The organism is Microbispora sp. CA-102843, assembly GCF_050936215.1.
Lineage (GTDB): Bacteria > Actinomycetota > Actinomycetes > Streptosporangiales > Streptosporangiaceae > Microbispora.
Window position 1 is genome coordinate 4314840 of the sequence record NZ_JBNJNF010000001.1, and the last position, 24751, is coordinate 4339590.

24 protein-coding genes and 5 pseudogenes are annotated in these 24751 nt (G+C 68.6%); 17 read left to right on the forward strand and 12 right to left on the reverse strand.

Annotated elements, in window-relative coordinates; all coding sequences use genetic code 11:
• Positions 1-204: 204 nt before the first annotated feature.
• Positions 205-435, forward strand: a pseudogene (locus ACQEVJ_RS19940) (single-stranded DNA-binding protein); the annotation flags it as partial.
• Positions 436-717: 282 nt separating this feature from the next.
• On the opposite strand, the gene ACQEVJ_RS19945 reads toward ACQEVJ_RS19940, so the two are convergent.
• Positions 718-1383 carry a DUF6882 domain-containing protein gene (locus ACQEVJ_RS19945; protein WP_433103088.1) on the reverse strand — a complete coding sequence of 222 codons (666 nt, stop codon included), beginning with the start codon at positions 1381-1383 and terminating at the stop codon, positions 718-720.
• Between the two features lie 482 nt (positions 1384-1865).
• Between ACQEVJ_RS19945 and ACQEVJ_RS19950 the strand changes: the two are divergent.
• Both ACQEVJ_RS19950 and ACQEVJ_RS19955 read left to right on the forward strand, forming a co-directional pair.
• Positions 1866-2012, forward strand: a pseudogene (locus ACQEVJ_RS19950) (IS256 family transposase); the annotation flags it as partial.
• Positions 2009-2242: pseudogene (locus tag ACQEVJ_RS19955) on the forward strand (hypothetical protein); the annotation flags it as partial. The pseudogenes ACQEVJ_RS19950 and ACQEVJ_RS19955, both read left to right, overlap by 4 nt.
• 1 nt (position 2243) lies before the next feature.
• Here ACQEVJ_RS19955 and ACQEVJ_RS19960 read toward each other — a convergent pair.
• On the reverse strand, positions 2244-2711 hold the full coding sequence (locus ACQEVJ_RS19960; RefSeq protein WP_433103090.1) for an SRPBCC family protein: 468 nt from the start codon (positions 2709-2711) through the stop codon (positions 2244-2246).
• Positions 2712-2806: 95 nt separating this feature from the next.
• Here ACQEVJ_RS19960 and ACQEVJ_RS19965 point away from each other — a divergent pair, with 95 nt between their 5' ends.
• Together ACQEVJ_RS19965 and ACQEVJ_RS19970 are read left to right on the forward strand one after the other, a co-directional pair.
• Positions 2807-3058: an RICIN domain-containing protein gene (locus ACQEVJ_RS19965; RefSeq protein WP_433103092.1), complete on the forward strand. Its 252-nt coding sequence runs from the start codon at positions 2807-2809 to the stop codon at positions 3056-3058.
• Positions 3059-3313: 255 nt separating this feature from the next.
• Positions 3314-3772, forward strand: coding sequence for a DUF5990 family protein (locus tag ACQEVJ_RS19970; protein ID WP_433103094.1), 459 nt, complete (start codon positions 3314-3316; stop codon positions 3770-3772).
• On the opposite strand, the gene ACQEVJ_RS19975 is transcribed toward ACQEVJ_RS19970, so the two are convergent.
• The gene (locus ACQEVJ_RS19975) at positions 3712-4194 is read right to left on the reverse strand and encodes a heavy metal-responsive transcriptional regulator (protein WP_433103096.1); all 483 of its coding nucleotides are present in this window, start codon (positions 4192-4194) and stop codon (positions 3712-3714) included. The genes ACQEVJ_RS19970 and ACQEVJ_RS19975 overlap by 61 nt on opposite strands.
• Before the next feature lie 86 nt (positions 4195-4280).
• Between ACQEVJ_RS19975 and ACQEVJ_RS19980 the strand changes: the two genes are divergently transcribed.
• Genes ACQEVJ_RS19980 through ACQEVJ_RS19990 form a run of 3 tightly spaced genes read left to right on the forward strand, consistent with a single transcriptional unit; the run spans position 4281 to position 6249 of the window.
• The gene (locus ACQEVJ_RS19980) at positions 4281-5315 is read left to right on the forward strand and encodes an alkylmercury lyase family protein (RefSeq protein ID WP_433103098.1); all 1035 of its coding nucleotides are present in this window, start codon (positions 4281-4283) and stop codon (positions 5313-5315) included.
• A 57-nt stretch (positions 5316-5372) separates the two neighbouring features.
• Positions 5373-6011: a Clp protease N-terminal domain-containing protein gene (locus ACQEVJ_RS19985; RefSeq protein WP_433103100.1), complete on the forward strand. Its 639-nt coding sequence runs from the start codon at positions 5373-5375 to the stop codon at positions 6009-6011.
• A gap of 37 nt (positions 6012-6048) precedes the next feature.
• The gene (locus tag ACQEVJ_RS19990) at positions 6049-6249 is read left to right on the forward strand and encodes a ClpX C4-type zinc finger protein (protein WP_433103102.1); all 201 of its coding nucleotides are present in this window, start codon (positions 6049-6051) and stop codon (positions 6247-6249) included.
• 165 nt (positions 6250-6414) lie between these two features.
• Here the strand turns inward: ACQEVJ_RS19990 and ACQEVJ_RS19995 are convergent, their stop codons facing one another.
• Positions 6415-6585, reverse strand: a complete 171-nt coding sequence (locus ACQEVJ_RS19995) for a hypothetical protein (RefSeq protein ID WP_433103104.1) — start codon at positions 6583-6585, stop codon at positions 6415-6417.
• Between the two features lie 82 nt (positions 6586-6667).
• Here ACQEVJ_RS19995 and ACQEVJ_RS20000 point away from each other — a divergent pair, with 82 nt between their 5' ends.
• From ACQEVJ_RS20000 to ACQEVJ_RS20010, 3 genes are all read left to right on the forward strand, one after another.
• Complete coding sequence (locus ACQEVJ_RS20000; protein ID WP_433103106.1) at positions 6668-7666, forward strand: RNA polymerase subunit sigma-70; 999 nt, start codon at positions 6668-6670, stop codon at positions 7664-7666.
• 5 nt (positions 7667-7671) lie between these two features.
• Positions 7672-8418: a DUF6069 family protein gene (locus tag ACQEVJ_RS20005; protein ID WP_433103108.1), complete on the forward strand. Its 747-nt coding sequence runs from the start codon at positions 7672-7674 to the stop codon at positions 8416-8418.
• Positions 8419-8677: 259 nt separating this feature from the next.
• Positions 8678-9364 (forward strand): HAD family hydrolase, encoded by a 687-nt coding sequence (locus ACQEVJ_RS20010; protein WP_433103110.1) that lies wholly within the window; start codon positions 8678-8680, stop codon positions 9362-9364.
• Positions 9365-9484: 120 nt separating this feature from the next.
• Here ACQEVJ_RS20010 and ACQEVJ_RS20015 read toward each other — a convergent pair whose 3' ends face one another.
• The 5 genes and pseudogenes from ACQEVJ_RS20015 to ACQEVJ_RS20035 all read right to left on the reverse strand — a co-directional run bounded on the left by ACQEVJ_RS20015 (position 9485) and on the right by ACQEVJ_RS20035 (position 14477).
• Positions 9485-10798, reverse strand: a complete 1314-nt coding sequence (locus ACQEVJ_RS20015) for a phosphatase PAP2 family protein (protein WP_433103112.1) — start codon at positions 10796-10798, stop codon at positions 9485-9487.
• A gap of 235 nt (positions 10799-11033) precedes the next feature.
• Positions 11034-12155 carry an IS701 family transposase gene (locus ACQEVJ_RS20020; RefSeq protein WP_433103114.1) on the reverse strand — a complete coding sequence of 374 codons (1122 nt, stop codon included), beginning with the start codon at positions 12153-12155 and terminating at the stop codon, positions 11034-11036.
• Between the two features lie 100 nt (positions 12156-12255).
• Positions 12256-12507 (reverse strand): annotated as a pseudogene (locus tag ACQEVJ_RS20025) (IS701 family transposase); the annotation flags it as partial.
• A gap of 298 nt (positions 12508-12805) precedes the next feature.
• Positions 12806-13582, reverse strand: coding sequence for an alpha/beta fold hydrolase (locus tag ACQEVJ_RS20030; RefSeq protein ID WP_433103116.1), 777 nt, complete (start codon positions 13580-13582; stop codon positions 12806-12808).
• Between the two features lie 235 nt (positions 13583-13817).
• Entirely contained in the window at positions 13818-14477 is a 660-nt protein-coding gene (locus ACQEVJ_RS20035; RefSeq protein WP_433112857.1) for a DNA alkylation repair protein, read from the reverse strand.
• Positions 14478-15049: 572 nt separating this feature from the next.
• Here ACQEVJ_RS20035 and ACQEVJ_RS20040 point away from each other — a divergent pair.
• Positions 15050-15832 carry a transposase family protein gene (locus ACQEVJ_RS20040; protein ID WP_433103118.1) on the forward strand — a complete coding sequence of 261 codons (783 nt, stop codon included), beginning with the start codon at positions 15050-15052 and terminating at the stop codon, positions 15830-15832.
• A gap of 18 nt (positions 15833-15850) precedes the next feature.
• Positions 15851-16300 carry a hypothetical protein gene (locus tag ACQEVJ_RS20045; protein WP_433103120.1) on the forward strand — a complete coding sequence of 150 codons (450 nt, stop codon included), beginning with the start codon at positions 15851-15853 and terminating at the stop codon, positions 16298-16300.
• 183 nt (positions 16301-16483) lie between these two features.
• Here ACQEVJ_RS20045 and ACQEVJ_RS20050 read toward each other — a convergent pair whose 3' ends face one another.
• Complete coding sequence (locus ACQEVJ_RS20050; protein ID WP_433103122.1) at positions 16484-17101, reverse strand: DUF6461 domain-containing protein; 618 nt, start codon at positions 17099-17101, stop codon at positions 16484-16486.
• Between the two features lie 402 nt (positions 17102-17503).
• Between ACQEVJ_RS20050 and ACQEVJ_RS20055 the strand changes: the two genes are divergently transcribed.
• Complete coding sequence (locus tag ACQEVJ_RS20055) at positions 17504-18019, forward strand: GNAT family N-acetyltransferase (RefSeq protein ID WP_076438704.1); 516 nt, start codon at positions 17504-17506, stop codon at positions 18017-18019.
• A gap of 24 nt (positions 18020-18043) precedes the next feature.
• Here ACQEVJ_RS20055 and ACQEVJ_RS20060 read toward each other — a convergent pair whose 3' ends face one another.
• Positions 18044-18886, reverse strand: a complete 843-nt coding sequence (locus tag ACQEVJ_RS20060) for an IS5 family transposase (RefSeq protein ID WP_433102709.1) — start codon at positions 18884-18886, stop codon at positions 18044-18046.
• A gap of 294 nt (positions 18887-19180) precedes the next feature.
• On the opposite strand from ACQEVJ_RS20060, the pseudogene ACQEVJ_RS20065 reads away from it, so the two are divergent.
• The 3 genes and pseudogenes from ACQEVJ_RS20065 to ACQEVJ_RS20075 form a co-directional block, all read left to right on the forward strand.
• Positions 19181-19312: pseudogene (locus ACQEVJ_RS20065) on the forward strand (IS256 family transposase); the annotation flags it as partial.
• A 19-nt stretch (positions 19313-19331) separates the two neighbouring features.
• A complete protein-coding gene (locus ACQEVJ_RS20070) occupies positions 19332-19874 on the forward strand; it encodes an HAD domain-containing protein (protein WP_433103124.1) in 543 nt (180 codons plus the stop codon).
• Between the two features lie 354 nt (positions 19875-20228).
• Positions 20229-21809 (forward strand): serine/threonine protein kinase, encoded by a 1581-nt coding sequence (locus ACQEVJ_RS20075; RefSeq protein ID WP_433103126.1) that lies wholly within the window; start codon positions 20229-20231, stop codon positions 21807-21809.
• Between the two features lie 367 nt (positions 21810-22176).
• Here the strand turns inward: ACQEVJ_RS20075 and ACQEVJ_RS20080 are convergent, their stop codons facing one another.
• Positions 22177-24630 carry an N-acetylmuramoyl-L-alanine amidase gene (locus ACQEVJ_RS20080; protein ID WP_433103128.1) on the reverse strand — a complete coding sequence of 818 codons (2454 nt, stop codon included), beginning with the start codon at positions 24628-24630 and terminating at the stop codon, positions 22177-22179.
• Positions 24631-24751: the final 121 nt, after the last annotated feature.

A 24751-nucleotide genomic window follows, 5' to 3' on the forward strand; every position in this document is an offset into this window, starting at 1 on the left:
TTCGCTCCGCTCACTCCGCGCCGGCCGCTCGGTTGCCTCTCCTCCCTTTCCGCCTGCGGGTCCTCCCTCGTCAGAACACGGCATGGACCCCGGGCGCGGGTTCCGGCGAAACGGGCAGGACATGAGCCTCACCCTCGACACACCTCGGCCCGACCGACCTGAGCACCTGCGGCCGCTGCGGACAGACGACCCAGATCGAACACCCTGTTCCGCCTCACCGCGGGCGGTCACGCCGTCGTATGCTCCCGCGTCGCCTCCACGCCCCGCTACCAGGACCGGCAGACGGGAGAGTGGGACGGCACCAGCCTGTTCCTGGCGTGCAATGCCTGGCGTGAGCTCGGCGAGCACGTCGCCGAATCCCTCCAGCGTGGCACGCGCGTGATCGTGCAGGGCCGCCTGCGCCAGCGCACCTACGAGATCGAACCCGGCGATAAAGCCTGAGCACTGCGCTTGTGGCGACGTCTACGTGCAGCCCCCAGGGTGGGGAGGCGCGCGACCGCTGCTCGACACCATGCCCTGGCACAGCCCGACGTGGAGGTCGCGCTGCGCCGACCCCCTCGGGTCGTCCGTCCACAGCGCCTCGTCTAGCGCATCAGCGCTGATGTGGCCTCGACGGTCATGTGACGAGGCCACCTCGCATCTGTCGTAGTTCCTGTGGTCCGCGCGGCTTGATTATCGAGCATCCAATGAGCCGGCGGAAGGGGCGCCGGATCGGGCTCAATCGTGCTGAAACGTGAGGCGTATTCCGCCTGCCCGCCCATGCTCGTCGAACTCCAGATGCAGGTTCGATCCGCCGGGATGCCGGCCCACGAGCGTGGCCTGCGTCGTCTGGACATGCCAGCCCTGCTGGATCAGGAAGTTCTCGACCAGCGTACGGTGGTCGAGGTCGTACATCTCCATGATTTGGGACAGGACCGGGACGACGTCTTCGGGCCCCGTGGGCGCCAGCACCGAGTGCGGCACGTTCTGCAGGAGGAAGTAGGCGGCTCCGCCCTGGTATGGGCCGCGGTAGTAGCAGAGCCCGGTCAGGCCCGCCGACAGCAGAGCGAGCGTGTGCCCGTCGGCGTGATCAAGAGGCAGCGTCGCCTCCGTCAGCTCCGGGATGTGGTGTCGATGTCCGTACTCCCGCAGCCAAGCGACGGCGTGCACGAGCTCGTGCGGGATGTTGCTCCGCGTGTTCGCCCACGCCCAGAGCCATGTCCGGTCGTCGTCGCTTTCCGTTCCCAGGAGCTGGATGGGAAAGCTGAGGCTCTCACCGAACGTGATCGTTCCGGTGGTGATGTCCACGGCCCAGTTGTGCTCGCCGATCAGATCGCCGAGATTGCTCTGTCGCACCAGAGAGGACGCGACGCAAAGTGACAGGTGGTGACGCAGGTTACTCAATGAAGGAGCTTTCTAGGACTGGCTGCTCGGCTTTGCGACGGATGGTGTCGACCTTCTTCCGCAGCTTGACCATGGAGGCGGCGCGGCCCGCTCTCCTGGCGGTGAGCGGCCGGGTCCCCGAGGGCCTGCCGGCTGAAGGCGATGGTGATCGTCTCTGGATCTTCTTGTGGAGTGGTTGGAAGTGGCTTGGGCCCGAATGCTCGGAACGCTATGGATCGCCTGGCGGAGAATCTGGCGCACATCCCTACGTGGAATCCGTGCATCCATCGCGCTATCGGGCCATATCGGACAGAAATCATTCTGATGGGTATGCCAGGAGATTCTGGGCGCTCGCCCGCTCCTGCTTTCGGTGGCGGAGCTTCTCCTCGCTGCACGAGAACCTCGCCCGGTATCCCCGCCACCGACTCCCTGGGCGAGGGAACGCGGGCCGTCGGCACCCTCAGATGGGGAGCGGCAAGCCAGGGCGTGGCGCCGTCGGCGTCGCGAGGCGGATGCTGGCCGCCGCCCTGGAGGCCGAAGTCAACGCGTACATAGGCGAGCTGGCCGAGGAACGGGACGCGGCCGGGCGCCGTCTGGTGGTCCGCAATGGATACCACCAGCCGAGGAAGGTCACCACGGCCGGGCCGGCTCGCGCGCCGGGGCGCTGGCGATGGTGTGCAAGCTCGTCGAGTCCGCCCAGGCCCGTTGGCGCGCAGTGAACGCGCCCCACCTCGTCGCCCTGGTCCATGCCGGAGCCCGCTTCGAACACGGACACCTCGTCGAACGACCCGAGGCTCACGCCGCTTGGAACAACCTCACCAGACGGGTGCTCGACCGCATCCCGACGACGTGGCTGGCCCCCCGGTCGCAGCCGACCTGAGTCAACCTGCCCCTTCGACGTACGACGCCAGGTTGGCCAGCGAGGAGGCGATCCCGGCCTCGTGTACCGCTTGGTCGATACCGGGTGGCACGTCCGTGGCGGTGACGGTCACCTCGGTCCCGTCACCGGCGGCAGCAAGGTGCCAGGTCATCGTCATGGTGCCCGCGTACGACGGGTCATCGGCCTCGAATACCGCCCGCTGCACCACGCGCTCCGATGGCATCAGGTCGGCGAACCCGACATCTACGACATCCGTCGCATCTGAAGTCTTGCCGGGGCTGTCGGTGGGGTCGAGGTAAGTGAGGACCATCCGGAACCCGCCACCAGGCCGGGGATCCCACCGCTCGATCTGCCCGCGCATTCCGTCCGGCGGCAACCAGGCCTCGAGGGACTCCCGGTCGAGGAGGGCGCCGTAGACAGTCGTCGGTGGTGCCGCGATCATCCGGCTGGCGCGGTCGGTCCTGTCCATGGCTCGAGTCTAGGGTCGAGGAGGCTCTCCAGGCCCATCCTCATCGAACGACAAAGAAACCAGCGCCAGGAATCAGGACGGGACCAACAAGCTGCATGACACGCCGATCCACAGGTCTTCACTATTCCTCGGACGTCGGGCAATCCAGCCTCAATGAATATGCGCCGGTCATCCAGTACACCCGCTTCAACACCCCCAACCAGCAATGGCAGGTCCGCGGCGTCAGCCGCAACCTCGAACTCAGCGCACGCCACAGCGGCATGTGCCTGGACGGCAGGGACACCAACATGGCGAGCCAGTGGAAGTGCGACAACATCGACGAACAGAAATGGGCGATCATCACCTGAGTCACCTCGCCCTAGCGATCACCTTGGTGTCGGCGGGGCACGCCAGATAACCGGCGGCTGACTACAAGCAGGCAGGGCAACGGCACCGGGCCTCGCCGCCCGGTGCCCGTCGGGATCGCCGAACTGGGCCTCGCCCCTATGGCGAGGTACGGCGAACCCGAACGAGCGCCGGAGCCTCGGCCGGTTGCCCGCCCAGCCATGACCAGAACGGGCCGGCTCCGGCCGCTGCTGTCTTGGCCTGGACATGATGGGCAGGTGCTGATTCGTATCGAGGCATCCGAGCTGCCGGGACGCGAGTGCGGGCGGGATCCGGACTTCCCCGGCTACGCCAACATCCGTGTCGGCGTGCAACGGCGCGAGCGCCGCGAAGAGCTGCTCGGCCTGACGCCGGGCGATGCACCGTCGGCGGCCTGGGAACTGGAAGCGACGCCCACCCGGACGGAGTCCGGTTGGGATCTGCGTGGCCCGTTCGTGCAGGGCAGGCCGGGAGGCCGGTTCGTCTACCTGTCGTGGGGGACGGTGGATGAGGCCGGGGCGTTCGCGATGTTCCGGCGGGCCAAGCTGTGGCTGGACGCGATCCCCGCCCAAGTGCTGGAGGACGCCGTGGCGGGAGGTGTCTTGGTGGCGCGGTTGGGGTTGACCGACGCCAAGGGTCAGCCGTTGTGCGCGGCGGTCCGCCCGCCGCTGGTGGAGTGGTCGGCCCCCTCGGGCTGAGGGTCGCCGGCCGCCGTGCGGGTGGATGGGCCAGCGAGGATGCTGCACACGTCTTCGCTGACGCAGTCGGCAGGGTCGGTGGCCTGCGCGCGGCGACGCAGCCCGTGCAGCGCCCGGCGGGCTTGCTCGAGTTCAGCCAGGCGCTGTTCGATCCGGGCCAGGTGCTCATCGATCAGGCCGGTGACGTGCCGGCAGGGGGCTTGGCCGCTGTCGCGGATGGCCAGGACGCCGCGAATCTCGGCCAAGGTCAGGCCTGCGCTCTGGGCGTCACGGATGAAGCTCAACCGCGATGCGGCCTCCTCGGGGTAGTCGCGGTAGCGCGCGCTGGTGCGCGGCGGCTGGGGCAGCAGCCCGGCCTCCTCGTAGAAGCGGATGGTCTTGGCGCTCACCCCGGCTCGGTCAGCCAGCACTCCGATGCGCATGCCGCCAGCCTACGCTTGACCTTCCAGTGCACTGGAAGGCCTACCGTCCCTGGTAAGCGCGAACCGCCCAGGTTCAGGAGGCCATCATGCTGGAGCTGACCGTGTTGACCGTGCCGGACTGCCCGAACGAGGCCGTCTTGCGTGAGCGCCTGGCCGAGGTCTTGGCCGAGCACCCTGGCGCGTCGATCAGCCACCTCGTGATCGACAATGAGGCGGAAGCGGCCAGGCTGGGGATGCACGGCTCTCCAACCCTGCTGATCAACGGGGTTGACGCGTTCGCCACACCGGGCACCCCGGCCAGCATGTCGTGCCGTCTCTACCACGACGAAACCGGCCCCATCGGTGGCGCGCCGTCGATGGTGGCCCTGCGTGAGGCGCTCCGTTACGCCGCCGACTCCCGGATTCCCGCCGCGCTCGCGCAAGCGGCCGGCCGTTCCGGGCTCGGCCGGGTCGCGCCGGTCGAGGGCGGGTTGCGAGCCGTTCACCAGCGCGTGCTGCGGGCCTTCGCACAGACAGGAGCGTCGCCCGCGATGGCCGAGCTGGATCAGGTCGCCGCCTCCTACGGTGTCACCGGTGCCCAGGTGCTGGCCCGGTTGCACGCTGCCGACTTCCTGCGCCTGGACGGTTCGGGGGCGATCAGTGCCGCCTATCCGTTCTCCCCGGCGCCGACCCTGCACCGGGTCCGGATAAGCGGCGGGCCGCGGGTCTATGCGATGTGTGCGATCGACGCCCTCGGCATCGCGGCGATGCTCGGCAAGGACGTGACGATCGAGGCCACCGAGTCCGGCGCCGGAAAGGCGATCACCGTCTTCGTTCCCGCCGACGGGAGCACGCCCGTGTGGGAACCCGCCTCGGCCGTGGTCTTCTACGGCCGGCAACCGGCCGACTGCGGAACCTGCCCACCCGACTCGTGTGCCGACGCTGAAGAGCGTGAGGAGGCGCCCTCGGTCGCCGCCGACCTGTGCTGCGGGTACATCAACTTCTTCACCAGCACCGAGGCGGCTCAGGCGTGGGCTGACGGGCATCCGGCGATCGCCGGGCAGATCCTCGGCCAGAGCGACGCCTGGCAGATCGGGGTGCACATCTTTGGCCCGCTGCTCAACCCGCTTCCGACCTCCTGAATCGACAACCAGGGATTGTCCTCAAATTCGACAATTTACGGTTGTCGTATTGGTGAGGTGGACGTCCAAGATCTGATCGCCGCCGTGCAGGACCGTGCGACTAGCGATGACCCGCTGGCCTTGCTGGAGACCGCCCTCGTGGTCGCCGCCGAGGCCAGTTCCGCAGCCGACGACCTGACCGAGCACTTCGTCGGCGCCGCCCGGGCCGCGAACGTGTCCTGGACGCTGATCGGCGAACGGCTCGGCGTATCCAAGCAGGCTGCTCGGCAGAAGTTCGCGCACCGCCTGGAGGTCAGTGACCTGATCGGCGATGCCGCCCAACATGTGATCATGGCGCCCCGCCTGTCGGCCTGCCTGCAGGCCGCCCAGGCGGCGGCCGATGCGGACGACAGTGTTCCCGGCACCCAGCACCTGCTCCTCGGCCTGCTGCATGTCGGCGTCGCGGCCAACATCCTCGACCGGCTCGGCGTCAGCCGGGAGAAGGTCCGTGAGGCCAACGCGCGTCTGTTCGAGCCCGCGATGATCGTTGGTGTCGATGGCGAAGAGCGCCGCGTGGTGGGAGACGGTGACGCCGAGCGCGCCGTCATCCAGGCCCGCCGCCTGGCCGCCCGGCGCGGCCAGTCCCAGTGCCGATCCGAGCACGTGCTGTTCTGCCTGGCCACCGATCCCGGCTCCTCCGCCCTGCCGAGTCCTTAACGATCTCGGTGTTGACGCCGCCAGGGTGAAGAAGGAGATGGAGGAATGGATTCCACCCGTCCAGCGCAGGCACCGGAGAATCGGCCGCTCCAAGACCCCTGACCGCGCGTGCTCGTTCTGCGGCTGCAAGGACCTTGGCCCGCTCGTTGCCGGGCCAGGGGTGTGGATCTGCGGTCCTTGCGTCCAGATCGCGACCGACGTCCTTCGCGCCGAACCGCGGGGCCTTCGCGCCGGCTGACGTCGTCGGTGGTCTTCAAGAAACGATCATTTGTTGGAGAGTCGCCGAGGAGGGCGCCGAACGGGCCGCCAGCCCTTCAAAAACCCCTTCAACAACCTTCAGACACCGTTATTAGACAGTCCATGGCGTGACTCACGCCCTGGATCCCGCTGCAGTCCTCGGAGCTCACGGCCGTGGCCTCCCGGCTGACGCGACGCCGATGTCTGTCGCCCTGGCCTGGATCCCGCGCTGCGGGTCGCCGCGACGTTCACCGAGCTCGCCGTCCGGCGGACCCGCGCCCTCCTCGCCGTACCGCGCGTCGTGCTCCGCCACCGGATCCGTCACTGGATCAGCCATGCCGACCGACCCTGGTGATGAGTTGTCGCGCCCGCACCCGTCACACCTACGACGGGACACGACGAGGCGGAAGGATGACGTGATGAGTGCGGACACGCGGCTGGAGGAGCTGGGCGTGAGCGGTCTGGGCGAGGTCGACGAGCCGGCGTTCTCGGGGCTGGCGGAGCGGCACCGGCGGGAGCTGCACGTGCACTGTTACCGGATGCTCGGGTCGTTCGAGGACGCCGAGGACACCGTGCAGGAGACGTTCCTCCGTGCCTGGCGGCGGCGGGAGACCTTCGAGGGGCGGTCGACGTTCCGGGCCTGGCTGTACCGGATCGCCACCAACGCCTGCCTGGACCTGCTCGCCAAGTGCCGCCCGGAGCCTGCGACCGCCGGCGAGGTGCTGTGGCTGCAGCCCTACCCGGACCGGCTGCTCGACGAGCTGCCCGCGGGCGACGCGGACGAGCCGGAGAACGTCGCCGTCGCGCGGGAGACGATCGAGCTGGCGTACCTGGTCGCAGTCCAGCACCTCGCGCCGCGCCCGCGGGCCGTGCTGATCCTGCGAGACGTGCTCGGCTGGCCGGCGAAGGACGTCGCGGAGCTCCTCGGGGACTCCGTCAACTCCGTGAACAGCGCGCTGCAGCGGGCCCGCGCCGGCATGCGGGAGCACCTGCCCGCCGAGCGGCAGGACTGGACCGGCGGCGAGGAGGACGCCGGGACGCGCGAGCTGGTGCGCCGCTTCACCGACGCCAGCGTGGCCACGGACATCGGCGGGCTCGCCGCGCTGCTGCGGGACGACGTCCGCTGCTCGATGCCGCCCACGCCGGGCCTGTGCGTCGGCCGCGACGCGGTGGTGAACGACTGGGTCGAGAGCGGCTTCGAGGGCATGAAGCACCTGCGCGCCGTCCAAACCTCCGTGAACCGGCAGCCCGCCGTCGCCTTCTACCAGCGGCGGAAGCGGGAGGGCGCGTACCTGCCGCTGACGATCGACGTCCTGCGCGTCACCGGCGGGGCGATCACCGAGATCGTCATCTTCCACGACGACCAGTTCCCGCGGCTCGGGCTGCCGGAGCGCCTGCCGGCGGACGGCACGGAGTAGTCCCGGTGCGGACGCTCGCGCTGCGAGGTGGCGCGCGTGTCGTGGTGGTCGCGGCCGAGTGGTGCGACTCGTTCGGCTGCGTCACCCGCGGGCGGGTGCAGTTGGAGCTGCGCGACGGCGAGCCCGGGCCGGTCCTCGGACGCGGCGCCGGGTTCTGGCTCCGCGGCACCGGCGTCCGCGCGCTGCGGAACCCCGGCCGTCGCACGGCGCGGGTGCGCATCGTCACCCCCAGGGCCAGGACCGTCACATGCCAGTCAACACACCCCTACGCCAGTCACCGAATGATGGAGGATGACATGAACAGCATGAATGACACCGGGGTCGCCGCAGGCCCGGCATCGGGCCAGACGAGCCACACCCACCGACTCCGCGGGCTCGCCGGCACCGGCTTCGTTGCCACGCTCGCAGCGATGGTGGCCACCACCCTCGCCGCTGCGCTTGCCCAGGCCGTCGGCGTCCACTTCGAGATCCCCGATGGTGGCGAGACGATCCCATTGCCCGGGTTCGCCGTGGTGACCGGCTTCTTCTCGGTCGTGGGCATCGTCCTTGCCGTCGCTCTTCTTCGTTGGAGCGCTCGCCCCGCCGAGCGATTCGTGTGGACGGCAGTGTCGCTGACCGCGATCTCGCTGGTCCCGCCTCTCCTCTCCGGGGCAAACACCGCCACCACCACCGCCCTCCTCGGGCTACACCTCGTCCCTGCGACGGTGATGATCCCCGCCCTGGCGCGGAGCCTCCGCACCCGGACCGATTGACGATCCCGGTCACGCGCCTCCCACGTGGATTCCGCTCCTGCTGCGGCGGCTTGAGCCGGGATCTGACCCTCTCTCGGGGTCGACGTCAGGCTCAAGCCATGCCAGGACGCGCTCGCAGCTGAGCCCTGACACCTACGCGTGCCGGAGGCTGCCACGCCGTAGCCGGCGGGGCAGGGAGCGCTGTTTGTGACGTGGGAGGTTGGAAAAGGCTCATTTGATCAATTAGCGATAAGTGAGCTTATCGGAATTCAATAGTGACATGGCTACGCACGTTTTCTTCGACTTCTTCGGGACCCTGGTGGACTACGACCCGGGGAACCACCCGCCCTCGCACAACGCCCCGCACGCCTTCAGCCGCCGCGCCGGCGTCGCGATGGCTCCGCAGGAGTCCAGCCTTCTGTGGCAGCGTGCCTGGGACGAACTCGAAGTCCACGCGCAGGCCACCGGCATCGAGCACTCGATGAGCGACATCGCCGCCCGCTACGCCGAACTGATCGGGGCCCCGGCCGCGGCCGCCGAGCACATCGACTTGCTCATCACCGAGTACCTGCGGGCCTGGACCGCCGACATTCGCCCTGCCTTCTCCGCCCTTCAGTGCCTGGCCGACCTCGCCGCCGACCACCGCCTGAGCGTGGTCAGCAACACCCACGATGCCCAACTCGTGCCCGGCCTGATGCGCCGCTTCGGCCTGGACGCCCACATCACCGACGTGATCACCTCCGTCGATGTCGGCCGGCGCAAGCCCGACCCGGAGATCTTCCGCGCGGCCCTGGACCGCCACGGCGTCACCGCCGCCGACACCGTCTTCGTCGGCGACAACTGGACGGCCGACGTCGAAGGGCCCGAGAAGGTCGGCATGGCCGCCTTCTATGTCGGCCCGCCCGCCGTCGACCGCCCGTCCGTCGCCCTCGGACAGCTGCCCGCGCTCATCCGGGCCCTGCCCTGACCCGCCCCCGCGGCCCGCGCCGCAAGCCGCCCGGCAGCGTACATAGAAAGAACCACCAGCCAGCGGGGAGGCTGATTGAATCCTGTAGGGGATCGGCGCGGTGGCGGGGCCGCGAGGCTCTCACCGGCTCCTCGGCCTCGGCTTGAAGTGGTGCGCGACCATGTAGGCGGTGACCTGCGCGCCGATCTTCGCGCCCTGCACGTCTGCCGTGCGGGTGTGGATGCCGCCCCAGATGCGGGCCTCGACGACCTCGGCGAGCGCCTGGGAGAAACCGCGGAAATATCTGGTGGTACCCGAGTCGGCGCTGTAGCCGCTGAAGGGGATGTCGTCCCGGCCGAAGAAGTACCTCAACGCCGACATGCTCGCCGCGGTGAAACAGGTGTGCCCGGACGTGTAGTCGGGGTGTGGCGGCGTGACGAGCAACGGCGTCCAGCCGGGGTCGGCGGCCGTCTCCGGGTTGCCGTCCGTGTCGGCCAGCCGGATCGCGGTGACCGGCCGCCAGAAGTTCCATGCCGCCTTCTCGTTGTAGCAGGCGATCGTGGCATCGGCTTCGGCCAGGTCGACCATCGCGAACATCCGCGCGGTCTGAAGGGTGTTCAGTCGCTGCCGCGTCGCGAGCTGACGCTTGATCTCCCATTCGGCCAGATGCCGGTCGTGCCACCAGATCGCGGCCTGCGTCTGGTCGGCCGTCCTGACCGTGCTGGTCGCCGAGCCGACCGTCTTGACCTCGTTGAAGTCCCGGGCGTACCGGCGGCTGGTGAGCGCAGGCGGGCCGGACGTACGGAACATGGACGCGCTGGGAATGAGGAACGGCTTGAGGTGACCGACCCACGCCCCGTCCGAGGCGAACGTGGGCGGCGTCGGCCGCCACTGACCGGGCCGGGTGCCCACGGGCCAGGTCTGGTCGCCGAACGCCCCGTCGTCCCGCCGCGCGGCGATCATCGCATCGGCCGCCTGAGTGCCCACGGTGATACCACGCTGTTTCGCGGTGCCGTCGGGTATCGCGCCCAGCGACTCGTCGTACTGGGTCTTCAACCTCGCCTGCTGGTCGGGGAACAGCGCTTGCAGCACCAGGTAACCCGCGGTCGCGACGGCCGCGTCCGTCGATTCGGTGCCATTGGCGGCCGGTGCGCCCAGGTATGGCTGGTAGGGAGCGCCGGCGATCGCATTCACCGCGTCGTAGACCGCTCCGTGCACCATCGCGAAGCTGCGCGCCTGAACCTGCGGCTGCTGACCGGCGATGTCCCAAATCGCAGTCTGAGCGTTACGGTCCCAGACGATGACGGCGTTGGCGGAGGGGCCCGAATCCGCCGCGTACGCGGGGGACGAGCCGAGTGCCATCGGCGATCCGGTGGCGATGACCCCGGCGACGGCCGCCCAGACGACCGTGGGTCGTAGAGCGGCTGCCCGGCATGCGGCAAATGGGCTGAACATGAACGCAAACTACTATGCCGATAAAAAACCTTACAGTGGCCAAAGCGCCGAAAAATCGATATAGACCCGACCGGAACAAGTTTGGCTATTTCTATCCTGATCGTGCTGGCTCCGTTGCTGTCCTCACCGCGCTACCGCGACCGTGCAGGCCATCCTCGTCCTGCACGCCATCGAAGCCGACGCCCCCTACTCAGGACGGCGTGCTCTCCAGCCGTAGTACGGCAGCCGCCAATTCCTAGCTGACCAGGACATTTGCTCGGTCGAGGCGGGTACGGCGATGGAACCAGCGGGAACGTGCCTGGTGGCGGCGTCGCCAGTACAGCCAGTGTGTGGCATGACCGGGCGGATGTACGGGTTGCAGGACAGCGGCGAGCAGGCGCCTGATCTCCGGGACGGTCAGCGGGATCAGCCCGGGGTCGCCGGGTGGAGCCTGATCCGGGCTGACCGGCGGCGGGGCCTGGGTGTCGGTGCGGTCGCGCAGGTGGGCGGCGGTGACGGCGCAGATGGCCAGGGCAGCCATGACCAGCACAATGTGACGCAGGATCGCGGTGTAGAGCCGTGCCTGGCACTGGTCCAGCCCGAAGCAGTCCTTGCCGACCGCGAAGTCCTCTTCGATCGGCCATCTCAGCCCTGCGGTCCGGATCAGCACGGCTTTGGTCACCGGTCGGCCTTCGGGCACGTAGCAGTAGTGGAAGGCCAGCTTGCCGGTCTTGAGGTGGCGGCGGACCAGCAGGTGGTGACGCGGTGAGGCGGTGGCGATCCATGCCCAGGCGTACCAGCGCTCGCCCTTGGAGCCCTTACCTGCGGAGCGCACCTCCCAGCGCCGATTATCCCTGGCCAACTGCTTGACCGCCTGCACGCAGGTCAGCGTTGTTCCGCCGCTCGTTCCGCCGCTCGTTCCGGCGCTGGTTCCGGTGCTGGTTCCGGTGCTGGTTCCGGCCAGGGTGAGGGTGAAGTTGGAGGCGACCCGCAGCACGTACGCCTGGCCGCGGCCTTCCAGGAACGCGCGCAGACCAGTGCAGCCGCCGTACACCTCATCGCCGCAGACGAAGTCGAAGGTCAGGCCATCGGCGTAGGCGTCGGTACACAGGTCGATGGCCAGCTGGCCCTTGGTGCGAAACTCCAGGTCCAGCGGCAGGCCCATGACCAGCGACGTCACGGGATCGGCGATGTGCTCGTGCGGGATCCACTGCCGCGTGCCGGCCAGCGCGTGCCCGATCCTGTCCCGGATATAGGACAGGTGCACCGTGTTGATGCCGTTGGCGACCCGGCCCGCGCACCCCATGTACTGGCGCTTCACCCCGGCCGTGAGCCCGCCCTGTTTCTCCTGCCCGGTCTCGTCGATCGCCGCGACCACCAGGCCACCGCGTCGTCCACCTGGACTTGACCCCGCCGCCACGCGGCCGCATCCAGGCCGCCGGCCGCGAACCGCCGTATCCCGCTCATCGCAGCGGACTCATCCCAGGCCGCCCGGTTCAGCAGCCGCTGCGTCCGGTCCGGCGACCGGTCTCCGGCATGCTCGGCGATCGTCCACCCGTTCGCTTTGGCAGCTCACTGACCAGGGCCGACACGTACTTTCCCGCCTGCTGCCAGGTCCCGGTCCGGGCGAAACACGACTTCAGCCGCTCCAGCAGCTCGGTTCGTTTCCGGCGGGCCAGCCCTGCCCCTATCCTGGCAGCGGCAGCCGCCTTCGATTCTGTTGTCTTCACAAACACATGATCGTCAGGCGGCTGCTCCCATGAGCGCAGACCTCCCGCCATCTCGCCAGCTCACACCGACAATGGCAGATGCCGTACTAGGCGTTTCTCAACGCCGAACGGCGTGTCAGCTTGGACCGTCCAGCGGTAAAGTCGCTCATCTCGATCCAGAACGATCAGCTGAACTCTGTCTACGACCACTTCGACGCGTTCGGCCGTCACTCGCTCCAAGGCCTCGGCGTATGGCGCGAGGAGACCGTCCGCGTTGCTGTACGCGATGCTCGCGTGGTTGGAGTAGTGAACAGCACGATCACCTACCGTCGAGAAAGGCGGTGGTCGCCCGCGTGGCGCGCGGGTCGAAGAGCGTTGTCATGTGGCCTCGGCCACGGAGCAGGAGGAGCCGAGCGTTCGGGATGCCGCGTGCGGTCGCTTCGACGAGTGCGGGTGGGACGAGGGGATCCCGGGTGCCACCCACGACGAGCGTGGGTGCGATGATCTCGCCCAGCCGTGCCGTCACATCCCACTCTTGAATGGCTTCGATGAGGGCGACCTCACCGGGGGCTCGCTGTTGGTTGGCGCCGAGCGCGTACATGGCCGCGACGACCACGCGCAGGAGTCCGTGTGCGACCAGGCCGCTGCTGATCCAGGCGGCGGATTTCCCCCGGCGTTCCATCTCGACGCTCCGTAGCAGGTCATGTCGTCCGCGGTCGCTGACGCGGCTCGCGGCGACGGAGATGACCAGGCGGTGTACAACTTCGGGGTGGTCCATCGCGAGTTGGAGCGCGGTGACGCCTCCACCGGAGCTACCCATGACGTCGACCGGTTTGCCGAACCGCTCGTGCAGTGCGATGGCGTGCCATCCGGCCAATCGGGCAATGGTCGTGCCGGAAGGCATGTCGATGGGACGGTTGATCAAGTGGACCGTGCGGCCAGATCCGAGCGCGACGGCGCGGGCCGACCGGGCCATGGTTCGCGGGACCCCGTGGGACAGGTCGGCACCCGGACCGAGGCCAGCCAGGAAGACCAGGGGTGCGCCGTTCCCGGTAGCCGCCACGGACAGTCCGTCGTTCAGGCGTTCGCCCTGCATCCGGCCTCCGCCCGTGCTCAGTCGCGTTGTTGCAGACCGAAATCCTAGCTAGTAACGCCGCCACCAGGCACGTTCCCGCTGGTTCCACCGCCGTACCTGCCTCGACCGAGCAAATGTCCTGGTCAGCTAGGAATTGGCGGCTGCCGTAGTAGGCGACGTGAGGCTTCTCACGGGCGGTTCGTATCGGGTGTCGCCTTCGGAGGGAGTCGCGGCACGGGCGTGAGCGCGAACCTTCCTACTTATCGTGCTGTCGGCGCACCATCTCGGTGATCCAGATGGGTGCGAACGGAGACGTGCAGCCCGGGGAAGTCGGGTAGTCCTTGAGCACCTCCAGGCGCTCACCGATGTCGATCGCACGGGCGCGGTGCTCGGCGTGCTCGATCCCGATCTGAGCCAGGCAGTTGTTCATCGCCCACTGCAGGCGATCCGGGGCGCCTTTCATCTCCGCCTCGATGACGTCGAGCAGCCCTGCGAGGTCGAGGCCCTCAGGCTTCTTGGTCACGCGTTCGGTGGTCAGCGCCCAGCCGGCACTCGCGACCACCGGATCCGAATCGGCGGACCAGGTTACGCGCAGCTCTTCGGAGTGCGGGTTCTTCTTCACCACGTAGTTCACGAGCCAGTCGTGCACCTTGGGTGTGCGTGCCTCGCGCAGCATGACGTCCAACTCGTCACGCTCGAACGCCTTCGGGCGGCAGATCAGGATCGCCAGCAGTCTCGCCGCGGTGTCATTCGTCTCCCAGAGCTGGCACGCGAGTTCCTGCTGCGTCTTCAGCCGCTTCGCGAGCGCGCGCAGCTTGCTGAGGTTCACACCGTGATCGTCACCGTGTTTCTCGTTCACCTCGCGTGCCCTCGGGTCCTCGAGCTCGGCCAGCTTGGCTGTCACCTCGGCCATCATCGTCTCGGTCGGCGTCGTCTCGGCCACCACAGCCTCCCTCCTGTCCATCACGTCCGAGATCAGCCTACGAGCACTCACATGTTCAGCTCAGTCTTCTCAAAATCGGCCATGCCGCTACCCTGGCAGCATTTCCATGAACGGGCTCGTGTGGCACGGTTGCTGTACTTCGCTGCTGTTCAGCAGTTGCGTCGTCAAGCCTCGGCGCGTTGAGCAGCCGTCAACGCTTCATAGAGGTGCCATCCATCGACTTCCCTGGTGCCGGGTTCCGCGGGGAACTCTCCGCACGCTGCTGCAAGCTGAAGGAACCGGCGGACCGTCTTAGGTTCGTTGTCGTCGTTTGCGAGCGCTTTCCGGAGCCATGTGCCCGAAAGCGCCCCCGGGACGACGTTGGCCCTGTCCCAGTTCCCCGGCCTCGTCTGCCGGCGTCCGCGGGCATAATGAGTCATTTTCATCCTGATCACGCTGGTCAGGATGGCCGCAGGAGGCGGGCTGGCCGGACAAGTTGGGAGTGAGGTGAGGCTCCCGGTAAGACAGCAGTCGACCAAGATCCGATGCCCCAACCGGAAGCCTCGATGCTGTCTTACCCTGCCGCGATTCCCCTGTCGAACCGCACCCTTACCCGTCTGGCCGAACTCATCCGCGCCCGCCGCGCCGAACGCCGCAGCCGGTGGCGGCGCCTCACGCCAAGACAGCAGGCACTGCTGGTACTGGCTCACCTGCGGAACGGGGACACCTACGCCCGCCTGGCCGCCGGCTTCGCCATCGGCACCACCACCGCCTGGCGGTACGTGCGCGAGTCGGTCGACCTGCTCGCCGCCCTGGCCGACGACGTCCAGGCTGCCGCGCTCCGGGCCGCCCGTCTGGCCTACGCCATCCTCGACGGCACGCTCATCCCGATCGACCGGGTCGCCGACCAGAAGCCCTACTACTCGGGCAAGCACAAGCGCCACGGGGTGAACGTCCAGGTCCTCGCCGACCCCGCCGGTCGCCTGGTGTGGGCCTCTCCGGCTCTCCCCGGGGCCGTGCACGACCTGACCGCATCCCGCATCGTGGGTCTGATCGACGCCCTGACCGCCAACGGCGTCGTCACCTTCGCCGACAAGGGCTACCAGGGCGCGGGAGGCACGGTCCGCACCCCGTTCAAGCGCCACCGACACCGTCCCCAGCTGTCGCGCGGGCAAAAGGACGTCAACCGCGCCCACGCACGCATCCGAGCCCTCGGCGAACGCGCCATTGCGACCCTGAAAGCGTGGAAGCTGCTGTCAAAGCTCCGCTGCTGCCCTCACCGCGCCACCCCGATCGTGCAGGCCGTCCTCGTCCTGCAAGCCGTCGAAGACGACCGCTACTCAGGATGAAAAAGGCTCAATGTGCTGATGCTCCAGATCGATCGTGACTACACGTTCCAGGATTCGACGTGCGACTGCTGCGGCGAGCAGCGCCGACAGTCCCGCGGTTTCGTACACAAGCAGGGAGTCGGCAAGTACGCGATTTTCTTCGCCACCTGCTACCACCATCAAGGCATCCATGAAGCGTGGATCGACGTAATCTTCGATGATCAGTGGGGAGCCGAGCACCTGGAAGTGCCTTGTGATCAGCGAGTCACCTTCGGTTGCAGAGTCGGACCGGTCGAAAACAGCCCGCTCCCGGCCTGCACTCTCGTCAACGCAGCCGCTGTGGCTCCCGACCAACCCCTCTATGGGCACAAACTGTCGCGCGCTGAAGCTCTTTCACACCCGATGCTGAAGGAGTACTGGGAGGTGGTCGACCATCTCCTTGAAACAGAACAAATGCTCCGTAGTCATATTTACGGTCCGCAACTCTAATGCAGTGATCGCAGAGGTGGACCAGCAGACTGCTTCCTTATCGAAGAACGGCAACAGGTGATCAAGCTGGTCCTACAAGCTCTCCACCTGCCGTCGTAGTCCACTGTTGGCCACCAGTGTCCAGCGTCGTTCGCCGGTGTTGTCACGCAGTTGGTCACGCCGAGGCTGAATCGGTGTCTGGGCTTACTGCGGGTCATCGGGCACGGGAGCGGTGATGATCCCGCCGAGCAGAGCGTCACTCTCGACCATGTCCCGGTGGAACAGGACCCCGGAGAGGCGGCTGGCCGGCGCGAGCGTGGGCGCCACGGTCTCATGCCGGTATCGGGACTCCTCCTGCGGCCCTGAAGGCGTGAGTCCGACCTCGCGCATGTCGACGTTCAGAGCGTCAGGCTGGGCTCCCCAGCGTTCCTGAGGCCATTCCAGCCGAAAGGCGGTGCGCAGTTCAGCGTCCACCGCATACGTGAAGTGGTGGGATGCGGCGTAGTCGTGCCGCATGACAGAAACCGCCTCACCTCCCCGGGACAGCTCGCGCAACGTCTCCGGCCGGTTGCCTTCCCAGCCGCAGGCCTCGAAGGCGATCGTCCACCCGTTCACATGAGTCACGACGACCAGGTCAGACTCTCCGTCGGTCTCCTCGACGCGCTCCCAGACGTCCTTCCAGTCGTACGGCCGCATGTCCGCCTCGGCGATCCCGAACCTGCGCAGTGTCTCCCGCTCATTGTGGCCGCGGACGAACGTGACCGTGTAAACCTCCTCCCAATCGTTCTGCCAGGCGTAATCGTCAGAGGTGGTGGGTGGCATTCGTTTATACCTTTGACTCTTCCCTGGCCTCTCGATCAGGCTTCCCGAGTAACGAGTGGTAGTCATGTCCGAGCTCGTCAAGACGGCCGCGGACCCATTGAGCATGCGAGCCGTCTGCTCCTTGGAGAAGGAGCCTCAGGCTCTCACTGGCCCTTCGCTCTCGTTGCCGCTTGTTGCGCACTCTAAGAGCGTGTTTGAGAAGGGCTGACAACGGCGTGTGCATCTCGCCGCCGTGGCCGCCGTTGTGTCGCGATCATGGTTGGGTGCCCTGCGAACGCCGCTACCCCTCCGATCCGATGCGTTTCCGCCACCGAGCGCGCGGCGGGTCTTACGTCGTGATGAAGGGTTTGTGGCGTCCTGCGCTCCCCACCCGGGCCGCCGAGCGGGATATATCCTTGTCGGATGCCCGAGCTCCAGTGTCTCCGCCTCGACCACGTTCCTGCTCTGCTCGTGTTTGAGAAGGAGAACCGGGCCTATTTCGCTGCGTCGGTTCCCGACCGCGGCGACGACTATTTCGCCCGATTCGATGATCGGCTCGCCGCCCTGCTCGCAGAACAGGCGGCCGGGGTGTGCTACTTCCATGTGCTCGTGGACGATCGCGGCAGGGTGGTGGGGCGCGTAAACCTGATCGATGTGGCGGACGGCTCGGCCGAGCTGGGGTACCGGATCGCGGAGTCTGCCGCCGGACGTGGCCTGGCCACACGCGCGGTTCATCAGGTCTGTGCCCTGTCCGCGACCGAGTACGGCCTGACCACCCTGCGGGCGGCGACGACATTGGACAACGCCGGTTCGCGAGCCGTACTCGCCCGCACGGGGTTCGTCCCCGTCGGCGAGACGGTGTTGGACGGCCGCCCAGGGCTTCGGTACGAACGGCACCTGGAGCCGAGTTCACGCGCAGGGCACGATCGCGGCGTTTGACGCCGCGCATGGCCCTGCCCGGACTCACTGCTCAGGTCGACCGATGAGCGCCCGTGCCTGCTGACGTGTGGCGGCGTGCCCACGAGTGAGACGCCGGGCCATTCCAGAGATCGCCGCCCATCGGATCATGGCCTCCGAGGTAGCGGGGTGGCGTTCGTAGTCGCGGGCCAGACGGCGGTGGCTGGTCAGCCAGGCCAGCGAGCGTTCCACGACCCAGCGGCGGGCGATTACGGCGAACCCGACCTGACCAGGGGCCTTGCGCACGATGTGCAGCGTGGTGCGCAGGATCCGCTGACTCCACTCGACCAGGGCTCCAGCGAAGCCGGCGTCGGCGAACACCAACCGGATCGGGGTGACCAGGTACGCGCTCAGCAGGGTGGTCTTGGCTCCGTCGCGGTCTTGGACCGAGGCGGCCATCACGCACACGACCAGCAGCAGGCCGAGGGTGTCGGTGACGATGAACCGCTTGCGCCCGTTGATCTTCTTACCCGCGTCGTATCCCCGCGACTCGCGGCCGACCGTGTCGGCGCCCTGGACGCTCTGGGAGTCAATAATCCCCGCCGACGGCTCCTCCTCCCGCCCCTGGGCCATGCGGACGCGTCGCCGCAGGATCGCGAGGATCTCCTCGGTGACCTTGGCTTTCTCCCAGCGGACGAAGTACCAGTAGACCGTCTGCCAGGGCGGGAAGTCGAAGGGCAACTGCCGCCAGGCGCATCCGGTGCGGACCACGTACAAGATGGCGTCCACGATGTCGCGGCGCGAGTGCTTCTCCGGCCGCCCGCCAGCGTTCGGGGCAGGGAGAAGCGGCTCGATCAGCGCCCATTGGGCGTCGGCCAGATCGGAGGGGTAGCGGCGTTCGCGGGGCACCCAACCATGATCGCGACACAACGGCGGTCACGGCGGCGAGATGCGCACGCCATTGTCAACCCTTCTCAAACACGCTCTAAGATCTGAAGGCAAATTGTGGCACATGTCGGCGATCACTCGTATCTGCTCGTGACAATCCTCCGGGCCGTCAACCCACCCCCTGAGCGTCGGACCGCGGCGATAACCCATGGTGCGGATCTCCATGAATGCCAAGCTCATCAGGCCTATGACGGCCTCCTGTGCCGAAATTCGCATTCAAACCAGTGGGTTCTGCCACGCTCGTGCGGACACTAACCGTCCGAATACTGGGTCCATCTGCGTACGACCAATCCAATCGAGTCGACCTTCGCCACGGTCCGGCACCGCACCAAGGTCACCAAAGACCCCGGATCACGAGCCGCGGGGCTGGCCATGGCCTTCAAGCTGAGCGCCATCGAGAGGAACCGTGTCCGCGACCGACCACCGCTATCCTGCGGCAATGCCTGGCTCTGCGGACCGTCCGCTGCTGTTCCTTGACGTTGATGGACCCCTCATTCCGTTCGGGGCGCCACAGCCGCACCTCGGCGGGCATTCAGGAAACCGCGCAGCGACACAGCCACCGCCGGCGGGCTCGAACCCGCTGTTGTCCAGGATCGATCCCCAGCACGGGGTGCGGTTGACGGCACTGCCCTGTGACCTCGTGTGGGCGACCACATGGATGGCCGATGCGAACGAAGTGATCAGTCCATTGCTTGGCCTGCCCGAGTTGCCGGTGGTGGACTGGCCAGACTCGGACGAGCAGGGCCCGCTGCACTGGAAGACCCGCGGATTGATCGACTGGGCAGCTGGGCGCTCGTTCGTCTGGGTCGATGACGAAATCACCGACGCCGATCGAGGCTGGGTGTCCGAGCACCATCAGGGACGGGCTCTCCTCCATCGCGTTGACCCTCGCCGTGGCCTCACGGACATCGACTTCGCCGCCATCGCGGACTGGTTGGCACAGCTATAACCGATCAGCCACCGGCATCGTCGCCGCTCTTTCAACGACCTGGAATGAAGCTCGCGAGTACTTCTCAATGGAGGAAGTCGCTGTAGCGGGCCGTGGCGCTTGCGGGAGGAGGCCAGTACCGGGGGTCTCGCCTGGAGGATGCGCGGAGCGCGGCCGCACGCTGCCTGCAGTAGGGCGATCGCCGACTTCAGCGATGCGCCAGGTGCGGTCACTTCTCGCGAACATTGATCCGTGGTTTCGAACCGGGGTCAGAACTCACGAACATTCGCGGCCGCTTGTCGCGAACAAACCATCGGCGTTCGGCTGCTGTGAGGCGTACCGCACCGCGTCCTCACGTCGCTAGGGTTCGGTGCCATGGTCACCCCCCTGGAGCCCGACGACCCGCGCGTACTGGGTGAGTTCACACTGAGCGGGCGGCTCGGCGAGGGCGGGCAGGGGGTGGTGTTCCTCGGCCGGTCGCCCCGCGGTGAACCGGTCGCGGTGAAGGTGCTCAAGTCGGGGCTCGATTCGTCGGTGAAGGAGCGGCTGGTCCGCGAGCTCGACGCGATGCGCGGAGTCGCGCCCTTCTGCACCGCCCGGGTGCTGACCGCGGTGGTCGATGGGCGGATGCCCTACGTGGTGAGCGAGTTCATCGACGGGCCGTCTCTGCAGCAGCGGGTCGAATCCGGCGGTCCGCTGCGGGGCGGCGAGTTGGAACGCCTCGCGGTCGGCACCGCCACGGCGCTGGCGGCCATTCACGCGGCCGGGATCGTGCACCGGGACTTCAAGCCGGCCAACGTGCTGCTGGGGCCGGACGGTCCCCGGGTGGTGGATTTCGGCATCGCCAGGCACGGCGCGAGTGACACGATCACGGCGGGCCCGGTCGGCACCCCGGCCTACCTGGCTCCCGAGCAGATCGCCGGGGACCCGGCCGCGCCCGCCTCCGACGTGTTCGCCTGGGGAGCCACGATCGTCTTCGCCGCTACGGGCCGCCCGGCCTTCGGCGCCGCCAGTGTCCCCGCCGTCATGCACCGGATCCTGACCGCCGAGCCCGACGCCTCGGCACTGCCCCGGTCGCTGCGCGGGGTGGTCGAACGATGCCTCGCCAAGGATCCCGCGCGCCGGCCGGCCTCCCGCGACCTGCTGCTGGAACTCGTCGGGTCCGCCCCCGACCCGCTTCAGGCGGGCGCGGCCGCGGCGACCACCAGGCCGGAAGGCGTACGGCAGGGTGGGACGACCGCGATTCTCCCGGCCTTCCCTGCTCCGGGCCCGGCCGGGACGATCCCGTCGGGACCGGAGACCACGGGGGCGGGCGGCCGTCGGCAGGCTTCCCGCACCGGGATCGTCGCCGGGGCGGTGGCCGCCGTGGCCGCGGTGTCGGTCACCGCCGCTCTGCTGGGGCCACGGCTGCTGTCCGACGGCACGGCCTCCACCCCGTCGCACGCCGCCACGACGACCGTCTCGCACACCGCCGGCTCACCGACACCGCCCGCCGAGGCCACGCCGGGGGAAACCGTCACGGACGACGGCACGACCCAGGACGACGCCGCCGCGGGCCAGGACGACACCGTGACGACGGACGACGCCGCGGGGGACGCCACAGCGACTCCGAAGGCCACTCCCGTGCCGTCGACCACGCCGGGCGGGACGGTTTCGGCCGCGTTCGCCGGCACGTGGGGAGGCCATCTCGAGCCCGACCAGCTCGTGGGAACCAGCGAGACCGACGTCCAGATCGTGCTGGAGTCGGGCAGGCGCACCGGAAGCTGGAAGGACACCAACAGCTCATGCGGGGGAAGCCTCACGCTGACGCGCAGCTCCGGCACGGCACTCGTCTTCCGGCTGGACAAGTGCGCCGCGGGCAGGATCACCCTGATCCAGACCGGAGAAGGGCTCGCCTACCGATGGGAGGGCGACGAAGGCGACGTCATCTTCCAGGGCCTCCTGATCAGGGACTGACCACTCCGCATGGAATCCTCGCCCCGGACGTGCTCGGCCGGGCCGTCGACGCGTAACGAGGGACACGACGACGTCCCTGCCCGCCCGGCCGCGGCCGCGCGTCCCACATCGGCCGCCGGCCTGCCGGTTCCTGGCGAGGTCGCCCTCGCAGGTGAGGACGCCCAGGTCGCCGTCGTAGCGTAGGCGAGCGTGTCGCCCTGGTGAGCACGGCCGTGCCCGGGACGTATCTGGCCACGTCCTCCAGCCGGAAGGTGAACGCGGAGGAGGTGGCGCCGGTCGGCCGCGGGCAAGGGGCTCGTCTCGGCCTACCCGCGGCACGCCTGACGACCGGCCGGGGAGGGAAGGGCCTCCCCGGCCGGCCGTCATATCAGGGGGTCACCGGCCGGGTCGCCGCCGAGGTGGCGGTGGCCTTCGCGTAGGCCTTCGCCGACACGGTCACCTGTACGGCGACGCGGGCGCCGCGGTCGTGGCCCGTGAGGTGGTAGGTCTGCCCCGTGGCGCCCCTGACCGGGATGCCGTCGCGCAGCCACTGGTAGGTGACCTTCTCCGGCGACGGCGTCCACGTGCCGGGCGACGCCTTCACCCAGCGGCCGATCTTGGGCGTTCCGGTCACGGCCGGCGGCTCGGCCGAGGTGAACGTCCCCGGCGCGACCGGGGCGGTGGCCGCCGACCTGGCCGACGTGGCCGTGAAGTACGGGTCGTCGACGGTCACCTCGACGAGCACGCTCTTGCCGAGGTCCGCGACACCCGGCCGGTACGTGGACTCGGTGGCCCCGGAGACCGCCGTGCCGTCCACGTACCACTGGTAGGTGAAGCCGGCCACCTGCCGCGACCAGGTGCCGGGTGCGGCGGTGAGCTCGCCGCCGACCTTGGCGGCCCCGCTGATCACCGGCGGCGCGGTGTTGGACACCGGCGACCGCTGCGCGTCGTGCAGGTCCACGTCGGCGGCGCGGACGAACACCTGCCGGTGGGCGTACCAGAGTTGGTAGTAGCGGTCCTGGCCCTTGAGGTCGGTGCGGTCGCCGGGTGCCGTCCCGTCGAACGTGGTCGCGCGGTAGTAGTCGGTGACGACGTCGTCGTCGCTCACGGCGTAGGTCTGGCTAACCGGGATCTTGTACTCCAGCGGCGACAGGGCCTGTACGGGGATGCCGGTGCCGGTGTAGGCGGATGCCTCGGGGTAGGCGCGGCCGTAGACGGCGGCGGGGGTGGTCGCCCCTGCCTTCACGGTAACGGTCTTGGCCTGCGTGCGGAGCACGACGGGCCGGTCGGCGGGGTTGTGCAGCCAGGCGAGGGAGCCGGCCCACCACACGCCGAGCCAGTCGCCCTGCACCTGGGAGACGACGAGCTTGTGGCCGGAGACGACGCGGGCGCTGATGTCGCTCGCGTATGTCGTGCCGGCGGTGGCGCCGGGCTTCCAGCCGGGGTCGGCGGCGAGCGGCGCCGTCTCGGACGGCGACTGGTAGAGGGGGAGGAAGTTGGTGCCGGCCCCGGCGACGCAGTCGGGGGAGGGTGGGGAGGCGGCGGCGCAGCCGGTCAGCGGCTGGGGGTTGTCCTGGTAACCGGTGCGCACCTCCACGACGTCGCCGGGTGCGACGTCGGCCGTTGCCGCCCGGCTGCCGCCGATCGGGGCGCCGAGGAGGTCGAAGTAGTGGTCCCAGTCCCAGTAGGGGCCCGGGTCCCAGTGCATGCTCTTGGTGGCGCCGAGTACGGTTCCGGGCACTTGGTCGTGGCCGATGACGTGCGCGCGGTCGAGGGGGATGCCGTACTTCTGTGAGAGGTGTTTCACCAGTGCGGCGGAGGTTTGGTACATCGACTCGGTGAACCAGTTGGCGGTTCCGGCGAAGCCTTCGTGTTCGATGCCGATCGCGTGCATGTTGACGTACCAGTTGCCGGCGTGCCAGCCGACGTCCTTGGCGTCGAGGTGCTGGGCGATGTGGCCGTCGGAGGAGCGGATGGTGTAGTTCCAGGCCAGATACGTGGGGTCCTGGGCCAGCCGCACGGAGGGGCCGTAGTAGCCCTCGGTGTCGTGGATGACGATGTAGTCGAGCTTGGGCCCGCCCGGTCCGGTCCGGTCGGCGATGTCGTGGTTGCCGTAGTCGGTCGTGTTGTCCGGCTCGGTGGCAGAGCCCTTGGCGTACGGCGCCTCCAGCCACTCGCAGTCGAGGCCGGACGGGCAGTCGATGCCGGCGTCGGCGGCGAGCCGGGCGGCCGGCAGCGCGACCGAGTCGTCGGAGGCGAGCGTCACCCGCTGGCCGTCGGCGGTGACGCGGCTCTCGCCGGTGCGCAGGGTCTGGTAGACCTGCCGGACGAAGTCGTGCTTGGCCCCGAACCGCGCCACCGCGTCCCGCCAGGAGCCCAGGCCGTCGCCGCCGCCGTGATAGGACGCCAGCAGCGCCGCGCCGCCGCAGATGTTCGCGTTCGCTTCCCGGCGCAGCGCGTCGGCCGTCAGACCGGTCAACTCGGACGCCGCCGCTATCGGGCTCGCGGCCGCGGTCGCGCGTCCCTTGTCCGCGCCATCCCATGCCTCGGGCGCCCGGTCGCCGAGGTCGAACACACCGTAGCCGCCGTCGGAGCTCGGCTTGCCCTGGTGGTCGTCCCAGCGGGACAGCATGTACGCGACGGCCTTCAGCAGCGGTTCCGGCACGCCCGCCGCCTTGGCCGCCTCGCCGAAGGCCGCCTCGCGCGTCGGCGCAGACAGCGTCGTCGTGCAGGAGACCCGCGGCCCGGCCGTGGAGGTGGAGGCCAGGACGGACGGCGCGGCGGGGAACAGCGCCGCCGCCGCGACGACCGCGACCGCGATGCCGCGATGTGGAGTTCTCAACGTTGTGCGACCCCTTCTCGATTGCCTGTGGGGGATCAAGCCGGGGCAATCACACCTCCGTGCGCGGCCCTGCGCCAGAGCGCTACGCAAATCTCGTCGAGATCGTAACTTTTCGCCACAC